This is a genomic window from Streptomyces aureoversilis, assembly GCF_042657885.1.
In the GTDB taxonomy this organism is placed as follows: Bacteria; Actinomycetota; Actinomycetes; order Streptomycetales; family Streptomycetaceae; genus Streptomyces; species Streptomyces aureoversilis.
In genome coordinates, this window is sequence record NZ_JBHSKJ010000006.1 from 71,496 (window position 1) to 95,457 (window position 23,962).

The following is a 23,962-nucleotide window of genomic DNA, read 5'->3' on the forward strand; positions in this document are numbered from 1 at the left end:
GCATCGCTACGGTGGCGGCCCGGTTTGACTCCTCACCCGCCCGGTGCCGCCGGGTCCAGCTGCCGGAGGTTCGGAGATCACGCTGTACGGCCTCGACCGCCACGGCCTCGACCGGCTCAACTCCGCCGCGCCCGGCGCGGCCGAGGCCGCCCTCCTCGCCTGCTGCGGCAGCCGCCGCTGGGCCCGCCGCCTCGCCGACCTGCGCCCCTACCCCGACCTGCGCACCCTGCTGAACACCGCGGAGCACGCCGCCCGCGGCCTGGCCCCCGCCGATCTGGCCGAGGCGCTCGCCGACGAGACCGTCCCCCAGCACCTCCTCACGGGCCCCGGCGCGACCGAGGCGACCCGCGGCGCACTGCGCCAGGCCCAGGCCGCCTACGAGGCCAGATTCGGCCATGTTTTCGTGCTGTGCCTGGACGGCAGCCGTCCGGAGGACGCCCTGGACCGCGCCCTGGCCGCCCTGCGCGCCCGGCTCGCCTCCACCCCTGCCCAGGAGGCCGCCGTCACCGCCGCGGAGCTCGCCCGGCTCGCCCGCGGCCGGCTCACCCGGCTGGCTCCGGACACCCCGCCCATGCGGCCGCGTACCGCCCGGCCGTGCGGGACATAACACCCATTCGGCCGGACGTCGCAGGCCAGACCGGGTGCGTAATTCCCCCCGGAGTCACCCCGTCCGGCCCTTGACGGGCGTGCACATGCCTGTTTGATCACACCTGCGGACCCCGGGACGCCGAACCGACAAGGCGTCGCTACGATGGCCAGGGCCGGTGGACCGTACCCGGCCGGGCCCGACCGACAGAGAAGCCGGCAGGCCCTGATCCCCGCTCCCGGAGGGTTTTCCGTGCCGGCTGGAACGCTGTACCGCGGCCGGGAAGGCATGTGGTCCTGGGTGGCTCACCGAGTCACCGGCGTCCTCATTTTCTTCTTCCTGTTCGTGCACGTCCTGGACACCGCTCTCGTCCGCGTCTCCCCCGAGGCGTACGACGAGGTCGTCGCGACGTACAAGACGCCCCTCGTGAATGTGATGGAGTACGGCCTCGTCGCCGCCATCCTCTTCCACGCGCTCAACGGCCTCCGCATCATCGCCGTGGACTTCTGGTCCAAGGGACCGCGGAAGCAGAAGCAGATGCTGTGGTGGGTCGTCACCATCTGGGCTGTGCTCATGGCAGGCGCCTTCTACCCCGTGCTCCAGCACACGCTGCGCACGCTGTTCGGGAGCTGAGTCGCGAAATGTCTGCTGAAACCACCCCCGCCACCGCCGCCGCGGCCGACGTCTCCCTCTACGACGTCGACAACCCGGCCCCGGTCATCGAAGCGCCCCGCAAGCGCACCAAGAAGACCCCGAAGACGACCCGCACCAACTTCGAGCTGTACGGCTGGCTGTTCATGCGGCTGTCCGGCATCGTCCTGGTCGTCCTGGTCCTCGGCCACCTGCTGATCCAGCTCGTCCTCGACGGCGGCGTCAGCAAGATCGGCTTCGCCTTCGTGGCCGGCCGCTGGGCCTCGCCGTTCTGGCAGGCCTGGGACCTGGTCATGCTCTGGCTCGCGATGCTCCACGGCGCCAACGGCCTCCGCACGGTCATCAACGACTACGCGGAGCGCGCGACGACCCGTTTCTGGCTGAAGAACCTGCTGTACGCGGCCACGGTGTTCACCGTCCTGCTGGGCACGCTGGTGATCTTCACCTTCGACCCGAACATCCGCTAGAGCCCGGGGCTGACGACACCATGAAGATCCACAAGTACGACACCGTCATCGTCGGCGCCGGCGGCGCCGGCATGCGCGCGGCCATCGAGTCGACCAAGCGCAGCCGCACCGCGGTGCTCACCAAGCTCTACCCCACCCGCTCCCACACCGGCGCCGCCCAGGGCGGCATGGCCGCCGCCCTCGCGAACGTCGAGGAGGACAACTGGGAGTGGCACACCTTCGACACGATCAAGGGCGGTGACTACCTGGTCGACCAGGACGCCGCCGAGATCCTGGCGAAGGAGGCCATCGACGCGGTCCTCGACCTCGAGAAGATGGGCCTGCCGTTCAACCGCACCCCGGACGGCACCATCGACCAGCGCCGCTTCGGCGGTCACAGCCGCAACCACGGCGAGGCCCCGGTCCGCCGGTCCTGCTACGCCGCGGACCGCACCGGCCACATGATCCTCCAGACGCTGTACCAGAACTGCGTCAAGGAGGGCGTGGAGTTCTTCAACGAGTTCTACGTCCTGGACCAGCTGATCACCGAGGTCGACGGCGTCAAGAAGTCGGCCGGCGTGGTCGCCTACGAGCTGGCCACCGGCGAGATCCACATCTTCCAGGCGAAGGCGGTCATCTACGCCTCCGGCGGCACCGGCAAGTTCTTCAAGGTGACGTCGAACGCCCACACGCTCACGGGCGACGGCCAGGCGGCCTGCTACCGCCGCGGCCTGCCGCTGGAGGACATGGAGTTCTTCCAGTTCCACCCGACGGGCATCTGGCGCATGGGCATCCTGCTGACGGAGGGCGCCCGCGGTGAGGGCGGCATCCTCCGCAACAAGGACGGCGAGCGCTTCATGGAGAAGTACGCGCCGGTCATGAAGGACCTCGCGTCCCGTGACGTCGTCTCGCGCTCCATCTACACGGAGATCCGCGAGGGCCGCGGCTGCGGTCCCGAGGGCGACCACGTCTACCTCGACCTCACCCACCTGCCGCCGGAGCAGCTGGACGCCAAGCTCCCGGACATCACCGAGTTCGCGCGCACCTACCTCGGCATCGAGCCCTACACGGACCCGATCCCGATCCAGCCCACCGCGCACTACGCCATGGGCGGCATCCCGACCAACGTCGAGGGCGAGGTGCTGGCCGACAACGACACCGTCGTCCCCGGCCTCTACGCCGCCGGCGAGGTCGCGTGCGTGTCCGTGCACGGCGCCAACCGCCTGGGCACCAACTCGCTGCTCGACATCAACGTCTTCGGCCGCCGCGCGGGCATCGCCGCCGCGGAGTACTCGGCGAAGGCCGACTACGTCGAGCTGCCGGAGAACCCGGCGCAGTTCGTGGCCGAGCAGGTCGAGCGGCTGCGCAACTCCACCGGCAAGGAGCGGGTCGCCGAGCTCCGCAAGGAGCTGCAGGAGACCATGGACGCCAACGTCATGGTCTTCCGCACCGAGCAGACCATCAAGACGGCCGTCGAGAAGATCGCCGAGCTGCGCGAGCGCTACCAGAACGTGTCCGTCCAGGACAAGGGCAAGCGCTTCAACACCGACCTGCTGGAGGCCATCGAGCTGGGCAACCTGCTCGACCTGGCCGAGGTGATGGCCGTGTCCGCGCTCGCGCGCAAGGAGTCCCGCGGTGGTCACTACCGCGAGGACTACCCCAACCGCGACGACGTCAACTTCATGCGCCACACCATGGCGTACCGCGAGGTCGACGCGGAGGGCAAGGACTCGATCCGCCTCGACTACAAGCCGGTCGTCCAGACCCGCTACCAGCCGATGGAGCGTAAGTACTGATGAGCACCGCGACTCTCGACAAGGTCGAGGCCGACTCCGCGGCCTCTCCCTACATCAAGGTCACCTTCCGCATCCGCCGGTTCAACCCGGAGGTCTCGGACGAGGTCACCTGGCAGGACTTCGAGGTCGACATCGACCCCAAGGAGCGGGTCCTCGACGGTCTCCACAAGATCAAGTGGGACGTCGACGGTTCGCTGACGTTCCGCCGCTCCTGCGCGCACGGCATCTGCGGCTCCGACGCGATGCGCATCAACGGCAAGAACCGCCTCGCGTGCAAGACGCTGATCAAGGACCTCAACCCGTCGAAGCCGATCACGGTCGAGCCCATCAAGGGCCTCACGGTCCTGAAGGACCTCGTGGTCGACATGGAGCCGTTCTTCCAGGCCTACCGCGACGTGATGCCCTTCCTGATCACCAAGGGCAACGAGCCGACGCGCGAGCGCCTGCAGTCCGCCGAGGACCGCGAGCGCTTCGACGACACCACCAAGTGCATCCTGTGCGCCGCGTGCACGTCCTCGTGCCCGGTGTTCTGGAACGACGGCCAGTACTTCGGCCCGGCGGCGATCGTCAACGCCCACCGCTTCATCTTCGACTCGCGCGACGAGGCCGGTGAGCAGCGCCTGGAGATCCTGAACGACAAGGACGGCGTGTGGCGCTGCCGCACGACGTTCAACTGCACGGACGCCTGCCCGCGTGGCATCGAGGTCACCAAGGCGATCCAGGAGGTGAAGCGGGCGCTCATCACGCGCCGCTTCTGACCTGCGGTCCGCTTCCGGGCTACGGCCGGGGCCCCGCTTCCCCCTTCGGGGAGGAGCGGGGCCCCGGCCTTCGCCGTGCCGCCGGCCGCGCGTGCCCGGGCTCAGGCCGAGCGCAGGGCCTGCAGGGCGAGCGCCTCGTCCTCGCGCCGCCGGGCGTCCATCGCCTCGGCCACGCCGAGCAGCGCCTCCTTGCGGCGGCGGAGCCCGTCCATCTGCTCCTCCAGCCGGGCGAGCTGGTCGTCGACGGCCCGGACGGAGTGCGTGCAGGCGAGCAGGCCGGGGCCGCCCTGGGCGCAGGGCAGGAGCGTGCGGATGGTCTCCGTCGTCATGCCGGCGTCGAGGAGCTCGCGGATGCGGCCGACGCGCTCGGCGGCGTCCGGCCGGTACCTGCGGTAGCCGTTGGCGTCCCGCTCGGAGCCGAGCAGGCCCTGCTCCTCGTAGTAGCGCAGGAGCCGGGGGCTCACTCCGGTACGGCGTGACAGCTCTCCGATGCGCATGTGCGGTTCTCCCCCATCAGGACTTGACCTTGACACTGATGTCATACGGCAACCTCTTGCCCATGACACAGATTCCCGCATTCGCCACCACCGTCACCGGCTCCGGCCCCGGCATCCTCCTCGCGCACGGCGCGGGCGGCAGCATCGAGGGCAACTACGCACCGATCCTCCCGGCCCTCGCCGAGCACCACACCGTGGTGGCCCCCGACTACCCCGGCTCCGGTGCGACGCCCCGCGCGGAGCGGCTGACCCTGGACGGCCTCGTGGACGGGATCGTGGCCGCCGCCGACGCGGCGGGCCTCGACACCTTCACCCTCCTCGGCTACTCGCTGGGCACCCTGGTGTCCGTCCGGACGGCGGCCCGCTACCCGGACCGGGTGCGCGGGCTGGTCCTGACGGCCGGGCTGGCCCGGCCGGACAACCGCACGCTGGCCTCGCTGGACCTCTGGCAGCACTTCCTCGCGAACGGCGACGTCGAGGCCTTCGCCCGGTTCATCGTCCTGTCCGGCTTCGGCGAGGACTTCTACAACGCCGTGCCCGCCGAGCACGTGCCGGCCTTCCTGGACCTGATCGCCGCGGGCGTCCCGGCCGGAGCCGCCGAGCAGGCCGCCGTGGTGGCGACCGCCGACACCCGGCCCCACCTGGCGGGCATCTCCGTGCCGACCCTGGTGATAGCCACCCTGCAGGACACCCTCGTCTCCCCCGCCAACTCCCGCCTCCTGGCGGACGGGATCCCCGGCGCGGAGTACGCGGAGATCGAGACGGGGCACATCCCGATGGCCGAGAAGCCGCGCGAGTGGGAGAAGCTGATCCTCGACTTCCTTGCCCGCAAGGAACTCTGACGATCACTTGGCCGGTTTCCCTGACGTACGGCCGTTCCTGTGTTTGAGTGAGGCGCATCACTGGGCGGAGGGGGCGCGGGGATGCGTGGGCTTCGGGCGGGGGCGGCCGTGGTGGCTGCGGTGCTGCTGGCGGGCGGGACGGGAGGGTGCCGGCTGGTCTCGCCGGGGGACGACGACCAGGGGCCGATCACCGTCGGCACCACGGACACCGTCACCTCCCTCGACCCCGCCGGCGCCTACGACGCGGGCTCCTGGGCGCTGTTCAGCAACCTCTATCAGTCATTGCTGACCTACTCCCCCGGCACGGGATCCCCCGTGCCGGACGCGGCCGACCGGTGCGGCTTCCAGGGCAAGGACTTACGTACCTACCGGTGCGAGCTCCGCGAGGGCATGAAGTTCGGCAACGGGCGCGAACTGACCGCCGACGACGTGAAGTTCTCCTTCGACCGGATCCTGCGGATCAAGTCGCCCCAGGGGCCGCAGTCGCTGCTGGACACCCTGGAGTCCGTCGGCACCACCGGACGGACCGTCACCTTCCGGCTGCGGGTCCCGGACGCCACCTTCCCGTTCAAGATAGCCACCGGCGCCGGCGCCATCGTCGACAGCTCGCGCTACCCGGCCGACAGGCTGCGCACCGGCACCGAGGCCGACGGCTCCGGCCCGTACGCCCTCAAGAGCTACCGCCCGCGCTCCCTGGCCGAGCTGCGGCCCAACAAGAACTACCAGGGCGCCGTGAAGCACAGGGGCGGCGACGTGACCGTGCACTACTTCCGGGACTCGGCCACGATGAGCAAGGCGTGGAAGCAGCGCTCCCTGGACGTCGCCGGGCGGCTGATGCCGCCGTCCGACATCGCCGCGCACTCCCTGTCCGACACGGGCGTGAAGCTGATGGAGAGCGCCGGCTCCGAGACCCGCTCCATGTTCTTCAACCTGCGCGAGGGCTCGCCGCTGAAGCAGTTACCGGTCCGCCGGGCCATCGCCGCCGTCGTCGACCGCGAGGCCCTCGCGCGCGACGTCCACCGCCGCACCGTCGAACCGCTGTACTCCCTCATCCCCCAGGGCCTCACCGGCCACACCACCTCGTTCTTCGACCTCAACCCCCAGCCGGACCCCGAGTCCGCACGCTCCCTCCTGAGCCGCGCCGGCATCACCACCCCCGTCCGCTTCACGCTCGCGTACTCGCAGGGCGCCGCCACGGACGAGGAGGCGGCGCTGCTCAAGCGACAGCTGGAGAGCACCGGGCTGTTCGAGGTGACCACGCGGAACGTGGAGTGGACGGAGTTCCGGCAGGGCTACGCCCGGGGCGCCTACGACGCGTACTGCGTCGGCTGGCTGGCCGACTTCCCCGACCCGGACAACTTCACCACCCCGCTCGTGGGCCGCTCCTCCTCCTTCCGCACGGGCTACGCCAATCCGAAGGTGGAGCAGCTCATCGCCGCCACGCAGGACAGCTCCCGGCGCAGCGGCGTCTCGAAGGACTTCCGGGCCATCCAGGACCTCATCGCCCAGGACGTCCCCGTGCTGCCCCTGTGGCAGAAGAAGGACTACGTCCTGAGCAGCGCGTCCGTCTCGGGGACGCAGTACCTCTCCGACGGGACCGGGCAGTGGCGCCTTTGGGAGCTGGGGCGGCTCTGACGGCCCGGCGTCCCGGCGTGCGCCCCGGCGGGCCGCTATGAGCTGCGCCGCAGCGCCCTGACGCCGCGCAACCCGATCAGCCCCACGGCCGTCCCCAGAAGAAACGAGGTGATGGCGAGCGCGAGGTGCACCCAGAAGTACGCGGTCGGGTCGCCCGCGTCGTCGAAGGCGAGACCGCTGCCGTCCTTCCACAGATTCTTCGCGAAGGTGATCCAGATGACCCAGCTCCACGCGCCGAAGGCGAGCAGGAACCAGGAGACGGGACGGGAGAGGACGGCGGGGCCGGGGGCGGCGGAGGCCCCGGGCGCGGCGGGCGCGGCGTCGGACGTAGTGCTCGGCATGGGTTTCAGTATGCGTTCGGGTCAGCGCACTAGTCCTATCGGGTCCCCGGCCGTCATCCGAGCCAGTGAGGCGGCGACTGGAACCCCCAGGTGGCGGGGTAGTTTCACGAACGTGCCGACGACGACATCACGCCCCACGCGGGCCGCCGCGACGCGACGACGTCACGGGGCCGCGCTCGCGGCCGCCGCCTCTTTGATCGTCCCGTTGACGACCGCCGCCCCCGCCCTTGCCGATCCCACGCCCTCCCCGACCCCGAGCCGCCCGAGCGTGAGCCCCAGCCCCTCGGGCGTCCGGGCCCCCGGGGGCGCGACCGCCGTGCAGGACGACGACAAGGGCATCGGCCGGAGCGCACCCCGCAGGCCGCCCGCCCGGATGTCCACCGTGGGCGGCGAGATGCTGGGCCGGCCGGGCCCGCAGGTGCAGCTCGGCCCGGGCGCGCCGCAGTTGCCCAAGGACCTCAGCGGCCGCTCCTGGCTCGTGGCGGACGCGGAGTCGGGCGAGATCCTCGCCGCGAACAACGCGCACTGGCAGCTGCCGCCCGCCTCGACGCTGAAGATGCTCTTCGCCGACACGGTGCTGCCGAAGCTGCCCCGGACGAAGACGCACCGGGTCGAGCCCTCCGACCTGGAGGGCATGGGCGCGGGCAGCAGCGCCGTGGGGGTGAAGGAGGGATCCTCGTACAGCGTCCACGACCTGTGGCTGGGCGTGTTCCTGCGCTCGGGCAACGACGCGGTGCGCGTCCTCGCGTCCATGAACGGAGGGATCCCGAAGACCGTGAAGGACATGCAGGCGCACGCCGAGGATCTGCAGGCGCTGGACACCCACGTCGTCACCCCCGACGGCTACGACGCGGACGAGCAGGTCTCCAGCGCGTACGACCTGACGCTGTTCGCCCGTTCGGGGCTGCAGAAGGCGGACTTCCGGGAGTACTGCTCGACGGTGTCGGCGCAGTTCCCCGGCGAGGAGAAGCCGGGCAAGCCGCGCGAGAGCTTCGGCATCGTCAACACGAACCGGCTGCTGACGGGCGAGGGCATGCCGAACGGCATGCCGTACAAGGGCATGGCCGGGGTGAAGAACGGCTCGACGACCAATGCGGGCAACACCTTCACGGGCGTCGCCCAGCACGACGGGCGCAAGCTGCTGGTGACGGTGATGAACCCGGAGATCCAGGAGCAGTACGAGGTCTACAAGGAGACCGCGCGGCTCCTGGACTGGGGCTTCGAGGCGGCCGGGCACGTCAAGCCGGTCGGCATGCTGGTTCCCCCGAAGGGAGGCGCCGCGGGCGGCAAGGACGGCACCGGCAGGGGCGGGAGCAGCACGCAGGCGTCGGTGGCGAGCACGGGCTCCGGCGGGATGTGGACGGCCGTGGGGATCACGGGCGGGGCGCTGGTGGCGCTGGCCGCCGGAGCGTTCGTGGTGCACCGCCGCTGGCCGCTGCCGGAGCTGGTGCGGCGGCGCGGCCCGAGGGCTTAGCCGGTACGTCGCCGGTCCGGCGGTTCCGCATTCCGCCGGACCGGCCTCAGTCCTCCATGAGGTCCTTCTCGCGGGGCGGCTCGCCCGGCGTCGGCGTGGCCGTCCACGCCGCGCAGAACAGCACCAGCTTCGCCATGAAGTTGATCCACAGCAGCAGGGCGACGGGCGTGCCGAAGGCCCCGTACATGCTCTTCGCCGCCACCCCGCGCAGATAGCCGCCGAGCAGCAGTTTCAGCAGCTCCAGGCCGACCGCCCCGAGGAGCGCGCCGACGAGGAGGCGGCGCCGCGGGGGCAGGACGCCGGGCAGCCGGGAGAGCACGTAGAGCATCAGCAGGAAGTCGGCGAGGACGGCGATGCAGAAGCCGGCCGCGGTCAGCAGCCCGCCGATGCCGTCCAGCCCGGCCTTGGTGGCCACCCAGTCCACGGCCGCCGAGGCGAAGGCCGAGCTGCCCAGGGAGAGCAGCGCGACGCCGCCGAGGCCGAGGAGCAGCCCCCCGTCCTTGAGCCGGAGCAGGACGGGGTTCCCGGGGCTCTCCTCCTTCTCCCAGACCGCGCGCAGGCACTCCCGCAGCGAGCCGATCCAGCCGATGCCGGTGAACAGGAGCAGCGCTCCGGCCACGATCCCGACCGTGCCGGCGTTGTCGACGAGGCTGCTGAGGTCGAGCTGGCCGGAGATCCCGGGCACCTGCTCGGCGAGCCGCCGCTCCAGGTCCCGCATCTGCTCCTCGCTGAGCAGGGCCGCGCCGACGGCGGCCCCCACGGTGAGCAGGGGGAAGAGGGCCACGAAGCTGGTGAAGGTGATCGCGGCGGCGAGCCTGGTCCACTTCACCCGGTCCAGGGTCTCGTAGGAGCGCCACACGTGGGTCCGCATGAGGCGCGTGATCAGGGGCCCGATGCCGGGGAGCCGCGTCAGCCATTCCATGGCGTACGTCTACCACCCCGAGGTGGGGATAAGCCCGCGCGGAGCTGCGCTAACGCGAAGGCGCGGGGGGTCGTGCGCCGGTCTGCTGGGGGACGGCCGGCGCCGTCCCCTCCCCCTCCCCGAACGGATACTCGCGCTCCAGGCGCCACACGCCGTCCTCGCCCTGCTCGTAGAGGGCGAAGGAGTCGATGGTCCAGGCGGCCCGGAAGCCCGCGAGCTCCGCGTAGGCCCGGTCCATGGCCTCCTCGGCGATGCCGTGGGCGACGGTGACGTGCGGGTGGTACGGGAACTGCAGCTCGCGGGCGACGGGCCCGGAGGCGTCCCGGATGCGCTTCTGCAGCCAGGCGCAGGAGGAGGAGCCCTCGACCACGTTGACGTAGACGACGGGCGAGAGGGGGCGGAAGGTGCCGGTGCCGGACAGGCGCATGGGGAACGGCCGGCCCTCGGCGGCGACCCGGGCGAGGTGCGCCTCGATCGCGGGCAGGGACGAGGTGTCGACCTCGGTGGGCGGCAGCAGGGTGACGTGGGTGGGGATGCCGTGCGCGTGCGGGTCCCCGAAGCCCTCGCGGCGCTTCTGGAGGAAGCTGCCGTACGGCTCCGGGACCGCGATCGAAACGCCGAGCGTTACGGTCCCCATTGCGTTCTCCCTCCTGTGCGCCTGTATGTCTCCGTGGCCAGTGTGACGGCTGTGCCACACCCCGTGCCAGAGCTCCTGGTCCCGTACGGGCCGGGACCAGGGGCCCGGAGCGCTTCCGGTGGCCCGGCCGCCCTCAGTGCTTGGCGGGCAGGAAGCCCACCTTGTCGTACGCCTGGGCGAGCGTCTCCGCCGCGACCGCGCGGGCCTTCTCGGCGCCCTTCGCCAGGACAGAGTCCAGCGTCTCCGGGTCGTCGAGATATTCCTGCGTGCGGGCGCGGAAGGGCGTCACCCACTCCACCATGACCTCGGCGAGGTCGGTCTTGAGCGCACCGTAGCCCTTGCCCTCGTACTTCTGCTCCAGATCCGCCATTCCCGTACCGGTGAGCGTGGCGTAGATGGTGAGCAGATTGCTGACGCCGGGCTTGTTCTCCGGGTCGAAGCGGATCACCGTGTCGGTGTCGGTGACCGCGCTCTTGATCTTCTTGGCGGAGACCTTGGGCTCGTCGAGGAGGTTGATCAGGCCCTTGGGGTTCGCCGTCGACTTGCTCATCTTCGCCGACGGGTCCTGCAGGTCGTAGATCTTCGCCGTCTCGCGGACGATGTGCGCGGCCGGGAGGGTGAAGGTGTCGCCGAAGCGGCCGTTGAAGCGCTCGGCCAGGTCGCGCGTGAGCTCGATGTGCTGGCGCTGGTCCTCGCCCACCGGGACGGCGTCCGCCTGGTAGAGGAGGATGTCGGCGACCTGGAGGATCGGGTAGGTGAACAGGCCGACCGTGGTGGCCCCGGCGCCCTGCTTGGCGGACTTGTCCTTGAACTGGGTCATCCGGGAGGCCTCGCCGAAACCGGTGAGGCAGTTCATGACCCAGCCGAGCTGGGCGTGCTCGGGGACGTGGCTCTGCACGAAGAGGGTGCAGCGCTCCGGGTCGAGGCCGGCGGCGAGCAGCTGGGCCGCGGCGAGGCGGGTGTTGGCCCGCAGCTCCTTCGGGTCCTGCGGCACGGTGATCGCGTGCAGGTCGACCACCATGTAGAAGGCGTCGTGGGTCTCCTGCAGGGCCACGTACTGGCGGACGGCACCGAGGTAGTTCCCCAGGTGGAACGAGCCTGCGGTGGGCTGGATACCGGAGAGAGCGCGCGGTCGATCGAGGGCCATGCGCACATTCTCTCAGGTGCGGTGCCCGACTCCGTCCGACGGTGGGGCCGCGAGTAGTAGAAAGGTGGAACAGGGGGCACAGCAATGCCCGCACACGCATGCCCGTACACGAACGGAGCACACGGTGACTTCCACGGAACGCAGCATCGCCGCCGCCGAGGCCCACAGCGCGCACAACTACCATCCGTTGCCGGTCGTCGTCGCGTACGCGGAGGGCGCCTGGATGACGGACGTCGAGGGGCGGCGCTATCTCGACATGCTCGCCGGGTACTCCGCGCTCAACTTCGGCCACGGCAACCGGCGTCTGATCAACGCCGCGAAGGCGCAGCTCGATCGGGTGACGCTGACCTCGCGCGCCTTCCACCACGACCGCTTCGCCGAGTTCTGCACCGAGCTCGCCGCGCTGTGCGGCAAGGACATGGTGCTGCCCATGAACACGGGCGCGGAGGCGGTCGAGACGGCCGTGAAGACCGCCCGCAAGTGGGGGTACAAGGTCAAGGGCGTGCCGGACGGCCGGGCGAAGATCGTCGTGGCGGGCAACAACTTCCACGGCCGCACCACCACGATCATCAGCTTCTCGACGGACGAGGAGGCCCGGGCGGACTACGGCCCGTACACGCCGGGCTTCGAGATCGTCCCCTACGGCGACCTGGCCGCGCTGGAGGAGGCCGTGGACGACCACACGGTCGCCGTGCTGCTGGAGCCCATCCAGGGCGAGGCGGGCGTGCTCGTGCCGCCGGCCGGCTACCTGCCGGGCGTGCGGCGGCTGACCGCCGAGCGCGGGGTGCTGTTCATCGCGGACGAGATCCAGTCCGGGCTGGGCCGCACCGGCAGAACCTTCGCGTGCGACCACGAGGACGTCGTCCCCGACATGTACGTGTTGGGCAAGGCGCTGGGCGGCGGCGTGGTGCCGGTGTCCGCCGTGGTGGCCTCCCGGGAGGTCCTCGGCGTGTACCGGCCCGGCGAGCACGGCTCGACCTTCGGCGGGAACCCGCTGGCCTGCGCGGTGGCGCTGGAGGTCATCACGATGCTGAAGTCCGGCGAGTTCCAGCAGCGGGCCACCGAGCTCGGCGAGCACCTCCACCAGGAGCTGGGCCTGCTGGTGGGCGGCGGCGCCGTGGAGGCGGTGCGCGGTCGCGGCCTGTGGGCGGGCATCGACATCGCCCCGTCGCACGGCACGGGGCGGCAGATCTCGGAGCGGCTGATGGAGCGGCGCGTGCTGGTCAAGGACACCCACGGGTCCACGATCCGGATCGCCCCGCCGCTGGTGATCAGCAAGGAGGACCTGGACTGGGGCCTGGACCAGCTGCGGGCGGTGCTGGGCTCCTGAACGGAGCGGGCGCGAGGGGAAGGAGGGGCCGGCGTGCGCGCCGGCCCCTCCTTCGCATCCAGGAGTCGATCTTCTGTACCTACTGGTATGTACACTCGCTCCATGAGCACCTCGGACGCCCCGGACGCCCCGGACACGTCGGCCACCTCGGAACGCCTCATCGAGAGCACCCGCGAGCTGCTGTGGGAGCGCGGCTACGTCGGCACCAGCCCCAAGGCCATCCAGCAGCGCGCCGGAGCCGGGCAGGGCAGCATGTACCACCACTTCAGCGGCAAGCCCGGCCTCGCACTGGCCGCGATCCGGCGGACGGCGCAGGAGATGCGCGGCAAGGCCGAGCAGCAGCTCGGCGGGCCGGGCACCGCCGTGGAGCGGATCACCGCCTATCTGCGCCGCGAGCGCGACGTCCTCAAGGGGTGCCCCGTCGGGCGGCTGACGCAGGATCCGGACGTGATGGCCGACGCCGGGCTGCGGGCGCCGGTGGACGAGACGTTCGTGTGGCTGCGGGGCCGGCTCGCCGAGGTGCTCGCGGAGGGCGTCGGGCGCGGTGAGCTGTCCGCGGGCCTCGACCCGGAGGTCACCGCCGCGACCGTCGTCGCCGTCCTCCAGGGCGGCTACGTCCTGGCCCGCGCCGCCGGTTCGGCGGCGCCCTTCGAGCAGGCCGTCGACGGGGTGCTCGCACTCCTCGCCGCGCGGTCCGCGGCCTGAAACACGCGAAAGGCACAACGCACCGTGTACGCGAAGCAGTACGAGATCACTCTCCCCGCCGGCTACGACATGGGGATCATCCGCGACCGCGTCGCCACGCGCGGCCACGCCCTCGACGACCGGGCCGGCCTGGCCCTGAAGGCCTACGTCATCCGTGAGCGCGGCGTGGACGGGTCGCCCGTCAACCAGTACGCGCCGTTCTACCTGTGGAACGACACCGCGGCGATGAACCGCTTCCTCGTCGGCGGGGGCGGGTTCGAGGGCGTCGTGCGGGACTTCGGGCGGCCCGTCGTGCGGCACTGGGCCGGGGTCGCCCGTGAGGCCGGGCCCGCGCGGGGTGCGGTGCCGCGGGCCGCGTCCCGGCGGCTGACGCAGCTGCCCGCCGAGGGGCTGGCCGAAGCGGTGGCGGCGGAGACCGCGGCGCTGCGCGAACTGGCCGCCGGGCACGACGGCGTGCACACGGCCGCGCTCGCCGTCGACCCGCACCACTGGCAGCTGCTGCGCTTCGTGCTGTGGCAGGAGGCCGTCCCGGACGACGAGGACGTCACCGAGCGGTACGAGGTGCTGCACCTGTCCGCGCCGGAGCTCTGACCGCCCGCGGGCGGTTCAGCCGTCGATCACGTGCGGGACGAACCGCGCGTACTCGTCGGTGATGAGCCCCGCCGACTCCCTGATGCCCAGCCCGGCCGGCTCGCTGTCGACGACCCACGCGCCGAGGACCGTGCGGTTGCCGTCGAAGTCCGGGAGCGGGCACAGCTGCTGGTAGCAGCACGGCTCGTCCCTCGGCGCCGGGTCCGTGCCCGCCGCGTGGACGGTGATGCCGGCGCCCTCCCGGCCCAGCAGCGGCTTGGCGACCCAGCCGCCGCCGCGGGCGAGCTCCCGCGGGCCGTCGAGGTAGGCGGGGAGCAGGTTGGGGTGGCCCGGGTGCAGCTCCCACAGGATCGCCAGGAGCGCCTTGTTGGACAGCAGCATCTTCCACGCCGGCTCGATCCACAGCGTGGATCCCGTACCGCCGCCGTTGTCGAGGGTGTCCAGGGCGTTGGGGCCGAAGCGGTCGGTCGTCAGCCACTCCCACGGGTAGAGCTTGAAACAGGAGCGGATGAAGGCGTACCGCTCGTCGACGAAGCGGCCGGAGAGGGGGTCCCAGCCGATGTTCTCCATGGAGATCGCCCGGGTGTCCAGGCCGGCCTGCTCGGCGGTCTCGCGCAGGTAGGCGACCGTCATCAGGTCCTCGCCGAGCTCGTCGCCGGCCGAGTGCGCGAAGTACAGCGGCGTGCCGGGCGGCAGCAGCGGCGCCTGCCGCTTCCAGGCGTCGACGAGGCGCTCGTGCAGGGAGTTCCACTGGTCGAGGCCGGGGAAGCGGTCCTCCATCCAGAACCACTGGGCGCTCGCCGCCTCCACCAGGGAGGTGGGCGTGTCGGCGTTGTACTCCAGCAGCTTGGCCGGGCCGCCGCCGTCGTGGCGCAGGTCGAAGCGGCCGTAGACGGAGGGGAGTTCGTCGCGGCGGCGCCAGGACTCGGCGATCAGGGCGGTCAGCGCCGGGTCGGTGAGGCCGAGGTCGGCGAAGCGGTCGTGCTCGACGATGTGCGCGGCCGCGGCCGTGCACATCCCGTGCAGCTCCGCGACCGTCTCCTCCAGCTCCTCGACCTCGGCGAGCGTGAAGGAGTAGTACGCGCTCTCGTCCCAGTACGGGCGCAGGGTGCCGTCGGGGAGGCGGGTCAGGGGGTAGATCACGCCCTGCTCCTCGACGGTGGCCTGCCAGCCGGGGCGGGGCTCGGTGCGGTGGCGGCGCATCCGGTCAGCCGCCGCCGGAGCCGGAGTTCGAGCAGCCGAAGCCGCCGCGGTCGGCGGCCTGGCTCTTGCTGAAGGTGCCGCTCTCGGCGTAGCCGCCGGACTTGTCCGAGCCGTAGTACCAGCGGCCCGCCGAGCTGCTGCCGCCGCTGCCGCCGCCGTTCCCGCTGCCGCCGCCCTTGCTCTTGCAGGCCTTGGAGTCGACGACCCGGTAGCCGCCGCGCGCGACGTCGTAGCTGTTCGGGTCGACGCAGCGCTTGTCCGGCTCGGAGCCGCAGGAGGTCAGGGCCGCGGCGAGCGCGCCCATCCCGCCGAGGACGACCGTGGACGAGCGCAGCCTGCGCCGTGTCCTGCCCGTCTTTTCCGTCATGCAGATGACCCCCGTCATGTTCTGCTTCTGGTGGTTCTGGTGGTTCGTCTGCTGTGTCGCCAGCAGTTTTCACTCCCGCACTCACGTGCGATGAGGCCACTCACCCTAAGGGGCGCTCCTGCCCGGCGGACGGTGGGGCGGCCTGCAGCCGGACGATGCTTCTCGGGACGCGGCCGCCGACGGGGGTGCCCTCGAGCCAGGCCGTGAAACCGCCGCCGCCCGACCGCCTCACTCCGCCGGCGGCAAAACCCTCAGCAGCGCCTCCAGCGCGCCCGGGAACGCGTGGTCCGGCGGGGTGCCGTAGCCGACGATGAGGCCGCTGGGGGCGGAGTCCGGGGGCGGGGTGCAGCGGAGGCGGGAGAGGCCCTCCAGGGCCAGGCCCTCCCACGCCGCGGCCTGCAGGGTGGGGTGCTCCGTGCCCGGCGGGAGTTCGAGGACGGCGTGCAGGCCCGCCGCGATGCCGGTGACCTTGATGTGCGGGGCGCGCTCGGCGAGGACCTCCACGAGCCGGTCGCGCCGCCGCCGGTACCGCAGCCGCATCGCGCGGACGTGACGGTCGTACGCCCCGGACGTGAGGAACTCCGCGAGCGTCAGCTGCTCCAGGGCGCCCGAGCTCCACTCCCCCGCCCGTTTGTGGGCCAGCACCTCGCCGGCGAGGTGCTCGGGCAGGACCATCCACGCGAGCCGCAGGCCCGGCGCGAGGGCCTTGCTCGCGGTGCCGAAGTAGACGATGCGCTCCGGGCTGAGGCCCTGCAGGCAGCCCACCGGCTGCCGGTCGTAGCGGAACTCGCCGTCGTAGTCGTCCTCCAGGATCGTCCCGCCGGTACGGGCCGCCCAGTCGACGACCGCGGCGCGCCGGTCGGGGTGCAGGGGCACGCCGGTGGGGAACTGGTGCGCCGGGGTGATGAGCACCGACCGGACGGCCGCCTTGCCGCCCTCCAGCACGCCGACGTCGGCGCCCTGCTCGTCCAGCGGCATCGGCAGGCACCGCAGCCCCGCCCGCTCCAGCGCCTCCCGGTGGAACCACAGCCCGTACTCCTCCACCCCCATCTCCCGCGTCCCGCGCTCCCGCAGCACCCGGCTCACCAGCCCCAGCCCCTGCGTGAACCCCGAGCACACCACGATCCGCTCCGGGTCCGCGTGCACGCCGCGTGCCCGCGCCAGGTAGCCCGCGAGGGCGGTCCGCAGCTCGATCCGGCCCCGCTCGTCGACGTGCCCGAACGCGTCGTTGGGGGCCGCAGCCATGGCCCGGCGGGCCGCGGCGAGCCATGCGGCGCGCGGGAAGGCGGAGACGTCGGCGGTGCCGGGGCGCAGGTTGTAGACGGGCCGCGGCGGCGTCCGCACGGGCGGCGTCCGGCGCTCGGGAGCCCGCGCGGCAGCCCGCCGGGCGACCCGCGTGCCCGAGCCCTGACGGGCCGTCAGCCAGCCCTCGGCGACGAGCTCCCCGTACGCGTCGGCCACCGTGTTCCGCGCCAGGCCGAGGTCGGCCGCGAGCGTACGGGAGGAGGGCAGCCGGCTGCCGGGCGCGAGCCGGCCGCTGCGGACGGCCTCGCGCAGGGCCCGGATGAGGGAGGCGCGCACGCCGCCCGGCCCGCTCAGGTCCAGGTGGAAGTCCACGCCCGCCCCGGCACCGTCCCCCGGGAACGCCTCCGCAGCCCCCGGGACGGCCTCCGGCCCGCCCCCCGAAGTGGCCCATGTTTTCTCCATAGGAATGGACCATACCTGTGGGCTGCCCCCGGCCTAGTGTCGTAGGCATGACGAACGCGACCGCACAGACCACCACCCACCACCACGCCCCCCGCATGCTGCTCCACGAGGTCGCCCCCGAGGTCCAGAAGGCGATGCTGAGCCTGGAGCGGGCCGCCCGGAAGGGCCTGGAGACCTCCCTCATCGAGCTGGTCAAGATCCGCGCCTCGCAGCTCAACCACTGCGCCTTCTGCCTGGACATGCACACCAAGGACGCCCGCCGCCTGGGCGAGACCGAGGAGCGCATCCACCTCCTCAGCGCGTGGGAGGAGGCGGCCGGCTTCTACACGGAGAAGGAGCAGGCGGCGCTCGCCCTGACCGAGGCGGTCACCCTGCTGCCCTCCGGCGTGTCCGACGAGGTCTACGAGCGGGCGGCGAAGCACTTCCCCCAGGAGGAGCTCGCCCACCTGATCGCGCTGATCACCACCATCAACGCGTGGAACCGGATCGGCGTGACGACGGGCCTGGCGCCGGGCGCGTACTCCGCCTGACCCTCCCTTGCACGCGGGAGCGGCGCCGTCCACGGGGGTACGGCGCCGCTCGGCTGCTTCCTGCTCCTTGGCGTACGTGCTACGCGCTACGCGCTCACGGCAGCCACTTCTTCCAGACGTCCGGGTTCTTCTCCACCCACCGTTTCGCGGCCTCGTCCGCGCTGAGCTTGTCCTCGGCGATCATCTGCGAGACGGCGTTCTGGTCGTCCTTCGACCACTGGAAGTTCTTCAGGAAGCGGGCCGCCTTGCCACCCTTGCGGGTGAAGTCCGCATTGAGGAACTTCTTCAGCTGCGTGGTGGGGTAGGCGCAGTTCACCGTCGTCGGATCCTTCGCGCCCTTTTCCGCGCACTCCTCGGTGTACTCGGGCAGCTTCACCTCCACCATCGGCACCTCGTTGAAGAGCCACTGGGGCTCGTACCAGTAGGTGAGGAAGGGCTTCTTCTCCTTGGCGGACTGCTGGATCTGGGTGATCTGCGCCGCCTCGGAGCCCGCGAAGACGACCTTGTAGTCCAGGCCGAGGTTCTTCACGAGCGCCTTGTCGTTGGTGACGTACGACGGCGAGCCGTCCAGGAGCTGGCCCTTGCCGCCGCTCTCGGGCGAACGCAGCTGCGACGCGTACTTGTTGAGGTTCCGCCAGTCGAGGACGTCGGGGTGGGCGTCGGCGAAGTACTTCGGCACCCACCAGCCGATGTGGCCGGTGACGCCCAGGTCGCCGCCGGAGGCGATCGTCTTCTTGTCCTCGACGTACCGCTTCTCCTGCTCCGGGTGACCCCAGTCCTCCATGATCGCGTCGACGCGGCCCTGGCTGAGGGCGTCCCAGGCGGGCACCTCGTCCACCTGCACGGTGTCGACGCGGTAGCCCAGCTCGTGCTCCAGCAGGTACTTGGCGACGGCCGTGTTGGCCCGCGCGCCCACCCAGGACTGCACGGACAGGGTGACGGTCTTCGTCCCCGCCGCATCGGCGTACGGGGACGCCTGCTTGGTCATGTCGGCCGCGCCGCAGCCGGTGGCCGTGGCGGCGGCCAGGACGGCCAGGGCGGCCGCGGCCACCACCGTCCTGCGCGTTCCACGCGTTCCGCGCGTGCTCTGCGTCCTACGCGCCATCACGCGCTCCCTTCGTCGGCTGCGTGACCCGGTCGAGCATCAGCCCCAGGCACGCGATGGCCACACCCGCAGTGAGACCCGTGGCCAGGTCGCCCTGGGCCAGGCCGAAGACGACCTCGTAGCCCAGCGCGCCGCCGCCGACGAGACCGCCGATGATGACGACCGACAGCACCAGCACCACGGCCTGGTTGACCGCGAGCAGCAGCTGCGGGCGGGCCAGCGGGAACTGCACCTGGCGCAGCTGCTGGCCGCCGGTCGCGCCCAGCGAGCGGGCCGACTCCATCGCACCGGGGTTCACCCGGCGCAGGCCCTCGCTCGCGATGCGGACGACGGCGGGCAGCGCGTAGACGACCGCGGCTGCGGCGGCCGGGGCCCGGCCGATGCCGAACAGCGCCACGACGGGGATCAGGTACACGAACTGCGGCATCGTCTGGAAGACGTCCAGGACCGGCCGCAGCAGCCGCTCCACGCGCGGGCTGCGCGCGGCGGGCACGGCGATCGTGAAGCCGAGGACGAGCGTGACGGCCACGGCGGCCACCACCTGCGAGAGCGTGTCCATCGACAGCTCCCAGCGGCCCAGCACGCCGATCGCGGCCAGCGACAGGACTGCCGTCAGGGCCGTACGCCACGTACCGATGAGCCACGCGAGGGCGGCCACCAGGAGGAGGGCGCCCCACCAGGGGAGGGCCAGGAGGCCGTCGCGCAGGGGGTCGAGGACCCAGGCGGTGTAGTGGGCGGCGAGGTCGGCGGTGCCGCCGATGCCGGGGAGGCCGGTGTAGAGGTGGTCGACCATCCAGTCCTTGGCGTCGTTCACCGGGGCGGCGATCGCCACCGTCCAGGTGTCGGGCCAGGGCTTCGCGCCTGCGAGGAGGGCGGCTGCCGCGACGGCGGCCACTCCTGCGGTCCATGCGGTCGCCTGCCGGGTGCGGCCCGTCGTCCGGTCGTGCCCACCCTCCCCCAGCCTTCGGCCGGCCGTGATCCTGTCGAACACGATCGCCAGGAGCACGATCGGGATGCCCGCGGCCAGGGCGCTGCCGACGTCCACCGTCGACAGGGCCTGGTAGACGCGGTCTCCCAGGCCGTCCGCGCCGATCACGGAGGCGATGACGGCCATGGACAGGGCCATCATGATGGTCTGGTTGACGCCCAGCAGCAGCTCGCGGCGGGCGAGCGGCAGGCGTGCGGTCAGCAGTCGCTGCCGTCCGGTCGCGCCGAGCGACTCCACCGCCTCCAGGACGCCCTTGTCGGTGGAGCGCAGGCCGAGCGCGGTGAGGCGGGCCATGGGCGGCGCCGCGTAGATGACGGTCGCCAGGACGGCGGGCGCCACGCCGATGCCGAAGACGAGGACGACGGGCAGCAGGTACGCGAAGGCGGGCAGCGCCTGCATGGTGTCGAGGACGGGCCGCAGCGCGCGGAACGTACGGTCCGACAGGCCCGCTGCCAGGCCCATGAGCGCGCCCACGGCGACGGACACCGCGACCGCGACGATCATCAGCGCGAGGGTGCGCATCGTGGGCACCCACATGCCGAGCAGGCCGCAGGCGGCGAACGAGGCGAGGGCGGTCACGGCGACCCGTACGCCCGCGACGCGCCAGGCGATCAGCGCCGCCGCTGCCGTCACTCCGGCCCAGCCGAGGGCCAGGAGGACGGTGTAGACGGCGTGCACGGCGCCGATGATCGCGCCGCTGATGTGCCCGAAGAAGTAGAGGAAGGCCCAGTGGCCGTCGCGGTTGTCGATGATCCAGTCGCTGGCCCCGGTCAGGGGCTCGGTCAGGTCGACGGTGAGCGCGGTCGGCCAGGTGCCGCTGCCGTGGAGCGCTGCCGCCACGGGGACGAGCACGGCCGCGGCGGCGGCGAGGACGAGCAGCTTGCGGGCCGCGGGGCGGGCCCACAGCGCGCGCAGCCCGAGCGCCGCGGGGTTCGGCCCGGTGGCGTCGCGGCCGGGCGGCGCCGTCTTCATCCGAGGGGGAGCTGTGTGTACGGTCACGCGGCCGTCCTTTCGCCGGCGTCCAGGCCCGCGACCACGCCCAGCAGGCTGCGGTGGTCGACGACGCCGACGCAGCGGCCGCCGTCGACGACGCGGGCCGCGGTGCCCGTGCGCGCGACCGTCTCGATCGCTTCCGCGACGGTCGTCGTGGGGGCGAGGGACTCGCCCGACTCCGACTCGCCCGCGGCGGCGGGCCGCATGGCACGCCGGACGGTCAGGACCTGTTCGCGCGGGACGTCCCGCACGAAGTCGCGGACGTAGTCGTCCGCGGGGGAGCCCACGATCTCCTCCGGCGTGCCGCACTGCACGACGCGGCCGTCGCGCATCAGGGCGATCCGGTCGCCGAGGCGCAGCGCCTCGGAGAGGTCGTGGGTGATGAAGACCATGGTGCGGCCCTCGTCGCGGTGCAGGCGGACGACCTCCTCCTGCATGTCGCGGCGGATGAGCGGGTCGAGGGCGCTGAACGGCTCGTCGAACAGGAGGACCTCGGGGTCGGCGGCGAGGGCGCGGGCGAGGCCCACGCGCTGCTGCTGGCCGCCGGAGAGCTGGCCGGGGCGGCGGGCCTCCATGCCCGCGAGGCCGACCTTCTCCACCATCTCGGCGGCCTTGGCGCGGCGTTCGGCCTTGGCGACGCCCTGGATCTCCAGCCCGTAGGCGACGTTGTCGAGGACGGAGCGGTGCGGGAGGAGGCCGAAGTGCTGGAAGACCATGGCCGCGCGGTGGCGGCGCAGCTCGCGCAGGGCGCCCTTGTCCATGCCGCACACGTCCTCGCCGTCGATGGCGATGGTGCCGGAGGTCGGCTCGATGAGCCGGGTCAGGCAGCGGACGAGCGTGGACTTGCCGGAGCCGGAGAGGCCCATGACGACGAAGACCTCGCCCTGGCGGACGTCGAAGGAGACGTCGCGGACGGCCACGGTGCAGCCGGCCTGCTCGCGCAGCTCCTCGGCGGAGAGGGTGGCGAGGTCACTGCCGGGGACGCGGTCGGCCTTCGGTCCGAAGACCTTCCACAGGTTGCGGACGGAGAAGACGGCCGGTGTGCCGGCCGCGGCCTGCTGCGTGCCCTCGGGCGTCGGGCCGGTGGGTGCGCCGGTGCCGGCGCCGGTGCCGTTCACCGGGAGTCACCCCCGGTGCCGGGGCCTGCTACAAGCATCTCCGCGCACTTCTCTCCCACCATCAGGACTCCGATCATCGGGTTCACGGCGGGCATCGTCGGGAAGACGGACGCGTCCGCGATGCGGATGTTCTCCAGGCCGCGGATCCGCAGCTGGGGGTCGACCACGGCGAGGGCGTCGCCCGCGTCGCCCATCCGGCAGGTGCCGGCGGGGTGGTAGACGGTGTGCGCGGCCTTGCGCACGAGCTCGCTGATCTCGGCGTCGTCGGTGACCTCGGGCCCGGGGAAGACCTCGCGCTTGAGCCACTTCTTGAACGGCTCGGCCTCGGCGACCTTGCGGGCGAGCTTGATGCCGTCGACGAGGGTGCGGCCGTCGTAGTCCTCCTCGTCCTCGAAGTAGCGGAAGTCGAGGGCGGGCTTGACCTCGGGGTCCGCGGAGGTGAGGTAGAGGCGGCCGCGGGCGCGGGACTTGGGGATGTTGGGAGTCATGGACACGCCGTGCTCGGGGCGTTCGTAGCCCAGGCGCTCGGGGTTGTCCGTGAAGGGGATCTGGTAGAAGTGGAACATCAGGTCGGGGCCCTGGTGCTCCGGGTCACGCTTGACGAACAGGCCCGCGTCGGAGTCCATCGCGGAGTTGCCCGGGATGGGCCCTTCGGTCTCCCAGACGATGACCGACTCGGGGTGGTCGATCAGGTTCTCGCCGACGCCCGGCAGGTCGAGCACGCAGGGTATGCCGAGCGCTTCGAGGTCCTTCTTCGGACCGATGCCGGAGTGCATCAGCAGCCGGGGGGTGTCGACGGCGCCGGCGCACACCAGCACCTCGCGGCCGGCCTCGACGTAGATCTCCTCGCCGTCCTTGGTGCGGACGTGCACGCCCTTGGCGCGGGTGCCCTCCAGCTCCAGCTTGTGCGCCCAGGTCTCCAGCATCAGGCGGAGGTTGGGCCGGTCGCCGGCCTCCATGTGGGGGTGGAGGTAGGCGACGGAGGCGGAGGAGCGCTTGTTGTTCTCCGGGTGGTAGGAGAGGTCGAAGAAGCCGACGCCCTCGTCGAAGGGCTTGTCGTTGAAGCCGGTGACCTCGGGGACGCCGAGGGCGGTCTTGACGGCCTCGATCCAGTCGGAGGCGATGGCGTTCTGGTCCTTCTTGGCGACCCGCACGATGTTGTTGCGGAGCTTGCCGAAGTAGGGGTCCATGTCCTTCGCGCCCCAGCCGGCGGCGCCCGCGGCCTCCCACTCGTCCCAGTCGGAGGGCAGGGGCTTGAAGGAGATGAGGGTGTTGTGGGAGGAGCAGCCGCCCAGCACCTTGGCACGGCTGTGCAGGATGTGCGAGTTGCCGCGGGGCTGTTCCGTGGTGGTGTACTCGTAGTCCAGCTCGCCGCCGAGCAGGCCGAGCCACTTGCGCAGCGTCAGTACGTCCTCGCGGTCGATGTCGGACGGTCCGCCTTCGATGACGACGACGGAGGTCCCGGGGTCCTCCGCGAGGCGGGAGGCGATGACCGAGCCGGCGGTGCCACCGCCGACGACGACATAGTCGGCCGTGATCTTCTGGACTGCGGGGGGCATGGGGGTACTCCTCGGGGCAGGAAGGTTCTTCGCT

General features: G+C 71.9%; 24 protein-coding genes. 12 read left to right on the forward strand and 12 right to left on the reverse strand.

Going from position 1 to position 23,962, the window contains the following annotated elements; translation table 11 throughout:
- The first annotated feature begins 43 nt into the window (after positions 1-43).
- From ACFPP6_RS12350 to ACFPP6_RS12370, 5 genes are all read left to right on the forward strand, one after another.
- On the forward strand, positions 44-607 hold the full coding sequence (locus ACFPP6_RS12350) for a 2-oxo-4-hydroxy-4-carboxy-5-ureidoimidazoline decarboxylase (RefSeq protein ID WP_382040303.1): 564 nt from the start codon (positions 44-46) through the stop codon (positions 605-607).
- A gap of 231 nt (positions 608-838) precedes the next feature.
- Positions 839-1,219 (forward strand): succinate dehydrogenase, cytochrome b556 subunit, encoded by a 381-nt coding sequence (gene sdhC / locus ACFPP6_RS12355; protein ID WP_382040306.1) that lies wholly within the window; start codon positions 839-841, stop codon positions 1,217-1,219.
- 8 nt (positions 1,220-1,227) lie between these two features.
- Positions 1,228-1,704 (forward strand): succinate dehydrogenase hydrophobic membrane anchor subunit, encoded by a 477-nt coding sequence (locus ACFPP6_RS12360; protein WP_058045913.1) that lies wholly within the window; start codon positions 1,228-1,230, stop codon positions 1,702-1,704.
- A gap of 20 nt (positions 1,705-1,724) precedes the next feature.
- Positions 1,725-3,479 carry a succinate dehydrogenase flavoprotein subunit gene (gene sdhA, locus ACFPP6_RS12365; protein WP_382040309.1) on the forward strand — a complete coding sequence of 585 codons (1,755 nt, stop codon included), beginning with the start codon at positions 1,725-1,727 and terminating at the stop codon, positions 3,477-3,479.
- Positions 3,479-4,237, forward strand: coding sequence for a succinate dehydrogenase iron-sulfur subunit (locus tag ACFPP6_RS12370; RefSeq protein ID WP_382040312.1), 759 nt, complete (start codon positions 3,479-3,481; stop codon positions 4,235-4,237). Before sdhA ends, ACFPP6_RS12370 begins: the two co-directional genes overlap by 1 nt.
- Before the next feature lie 101 nt (positions 4,238-4,338).
- On the opposite strand, the gene ACFPP6_RS12375 is transcribed toward ACFPP6_RS12370, so the two are convergent.
- Complete coding sequence (locus tag ACFPP6_RS12375; RefSeq protein ID WP_382040315.1) at positions 4,339-4,734, reverse strand: MerR family transcriptional regulator; 396 nt, start codon at positions 4,732-4,734, stop codon at positions 4,339-4,341.
- Between the two features lie 62 nt (positions 4,735-4,796).
- On the opposite strand from ACFPP6_RS12375, the gene ACFPP6_RS12380 reads away from it, so the two are divergent.
- A complete protein-coding gene (locus tag ACFPP6_RS12380; RefSeq protein ID WP_382040318.1) occupies positions 4,797-5,576 on the forward strand; it encodes an alpha/beta fold hydrolase in 780 nt (259 codons plus the stop codon).
- A gap of 81 nt (positions 5,577-5,657) precedes the next feature.
- A complete protein-coding gene (locus tag ACFPP6_RS12385; protein WP_382040321.1) occupies positions 5,658-7,211 on the forward strand; it encodes an ABC transporter substrate-binding protein in 1,554 nt (517 codons plus the stop codon).
- Between the two features lie 35 nt (positions 7,212-7,246).
- Here the strand turns inward: ACFPP6_RS12385 and ACFPP6_RS12390 are convergent, their stop codons facing one another.
- Positions 7,247-7,459, reverse strand: coding sequence for an SCO4848 family membrane protein (locus ACFPP6_RS12390; protein WP_382040998.1), 213 nt, complete (start codon positions 7,457-7,459; stop codon positions 7,247-7,249).
- A gap of 361 nt (positions 7,460-7,820) precedes the next feature.
- Here ACFPP6_RS12390 and ACFPP6_RS12395 point away from each other — a divergent pair, with 361 nt between their 5' ends.
- On the forward strand, positions 7,821-9,026 hold the full coding sequence (locus tag ACFPP6_RS12395; protein WP_382040324.1) for a D-alanyl-D-alanine carboxypeptidase family protein: 1,206 nt from the start codon (positions 7,821-7,823) through the stop codon (positions 9,024-9,026).
- Positions 9,027-9,072: 46 nt separating this feature from the next.
- Here the strand turns inward: ACFPP6_RS12395 and ACFPP6_RS12400 are convergent, their stop codons facing one another.
- From ACFPP6_RS12400 to trpS, 3 genes are all read right to left on the reverse strand, one after another.
- The gene (locus ACFPP6_RS12400; RefSeq protein WP_382040327.1) at positions 9,073-9,948 is read right to left on the reverse strand and encodes a YihY/virulence factor BrkB family protein; all 876 of its coding nucleotides are present in this window, start codon (positions 9,946-9,948) and stop codon (positions 9,073-9,075) included.
- A gap of 49 nt (positions 9,949-9,997) precedes the next feature.
- On the reverse strand, positions 9,998-10,585 hold the full coding sequence (locus tag ACFPP6_RS12405) for a 2'-5' RNA ligase family protein (RefSeq protein ID WP_382040330.1): 588 nt from the start codon (positions 10,583-10,585) through the stop codon (positions 9,998-10,000).
- A gap of 133 nt (positions 10,586-10,718) precedes the next feature.
- Positions 10,719-11,732 carry a tryptophan--tRNA ligase gene (gene trpS / locus ACFPP6_RS12410; protein ID WP_382040332.1) on the reverse strand — a complete coding sequence of 338 codons (1,014 nt, stop codon included), beginning with the start codon at positions 11,730-11,732 and terminating at the stop codon, positions 10,719-10,721.
- A 124-nt stretch (positions 11,733-11,856) separates the two neighbouring features.
- Between trpS and rocD the strand changes: the two genes are divergently transcribed.
- From rocD to ACFPP6_RS12425, 3 genes are all read left to right on the forward strand, one after another.
- Positions 11,857-13,062, forward strand: coding sequence for an ornithine--oxo-acid transaminase (gene rocD / locus ACFPP6_RS12415; protein ID WP_382040334.1), 1,206 nt, complete (start codon positions 11,857-11,859; stop codon positions 13,060-13,062).
- A gap of 102 nt (positions 13,063-13,164) precedes the next feature.
- On the forward strand, positions 13,165-13,767 hold the full coding sequence (locus tag ACFPP6_RS12420; RefSeq protein WP_382040337.1) for a TetR/AcrR family transcriptional regulator: 603 nt from the start codon (positions 13,165-13,167) through the stop codon (positions 13,765-13,767).
- 24 nt (positions 13,768-13,791) lie between these two features.
- Positions 13,792-14,358 (forward strand): DUF4865 family protein, encoded by a 567-nt coding sequence (locus ACFPP6_RS12425; protein WP_382040340.1) that lies wholly within the window; start codon positions 13,792-13,794, stop codon positions 14,356-14,358.
- Between the two features lie 15 nt (positions 14,359-14,373).
- Here the strand turns inward: ACFPP6_RS12425 and ACFPP6_RS12430 are convergent, their stop codons facing one another.
- The 3 genes from ACFPP6_RS12430 to pdxR form a co-directional block, all read right to left on the reverse strand.
- Positions 14,374-15,561 (reverse strand): glutathionylspermidine synthase family protein, encoded by a 1,188-nt coding sequence (locus tag ACFPP6_RS12430; protein ID WP_382040343.1) that lies wholly within the window; start codon positions 15,559-15,561, stop codon positions 14,374-14,376.
- Positions 15,562-15,565: 4 nt separating this feature from the next.
- On the reverse strand, positions 15,566-15,928 hold the full coding sequence (locus tag ACFPP6_RS12435; RefSeq protein WP_382040345.1) for a hypothetical protein: 363 nt from the start codon (positions 15,926-15,928) through the stop codon (positions 15,566-15,568).
- Between the two features lie 228 nt (positions 15,929-16,156).
- Positions 16,157-17,635, reverse strand: coding sequence for a MocR-like pyridoxine biosynthesis transcription factor PdxR (pdxR, locus tag ACFPP6_RS12440; RefSeq protein ID WP_382040348.1), 1,479 nt, complete (start codon positions 17,633-17,635; stop codon positions 16,157-16,159).
- Positions 17,636-17,682: 47 nt separating this feature from the next.
- On the opposite strand from pdxR, the gene ACFPP6_RS12445 reads away from it, so the two are divergent.
- Entirely contained in the window at positions 17,683-18,165 is a 483-nt protein-coding gene (locus tag ACFPP6_RS12445) for a carboxymuconolactone decarboxylase family protein (protein WP_382040351.1), read from the forward strand.
- A gap of 94 nt (positions 18,166-18,259) precedes the next feature.
- Here ACFPP6_RS12445 and ACFPP6_RS12450 read toward each other — a convergent pair whose 3' ends face one another.
- Genes ACFPP6_RS12450 through ACFPP6_RS12465 form a run of 4 tightly spaced genes read right to left on the reverse strand, consistent with a single transcriptional unit; the run spans position 18,260 to position 23,928 of the window.
- Entirely contained in the window at positions 18,260-19,270 is a 1,011-nt protein-coding gene (locus ACFPP6_RS12450) for an ABC transporter substrate-binding protein (RefSeq protein WP_382040353.1), read from the reverse strand.
- Complete coding sequence (locus ACFPP6_RS12455; protein ID WP_382041001.1) at positions 19,260-21,230, reverse strand: ABC transporter permease subunit; 1,971 nt, start codon at positions 21,228-21,230, stop codon at positions 19,260-19,262. Before ACFPP6_RS12455 ends, ACFPP6_RS12450 begins: the two co-directional genes overlap by 11 nt.
- Positions 21,231-21,253: 23 nt before the next feature.
- Positions 21,254-22,369, reverse strand: coding sequence for a quaternary amine ABC transporter ATP-binding protein (locus ACFPP6_RS12460; protein ID WP_382040356.1), 1,116 nt, complete (start codon positions 22,367-22,369; stop codon positions 21,254-21,256).
- On the reverse strand, positions 22,366-23,928 hold the full coding sequence (locus ACFPP6_RS12465) for a GMC family oxidoreductase (protein ID WP_382040359.1): 1,563 nt from the start codon (positions 23,926-23,928) through the stop codon (positions 22,366-22,368). The genes ACFPP6_RS12460 and ACFPP6_RS12465 overlap by 4 nt, the downstream gene beginning before the upstream one ends.
- Between the last annotated feature and the right edge of the window lie 34 nt (positions 23,929-23,962).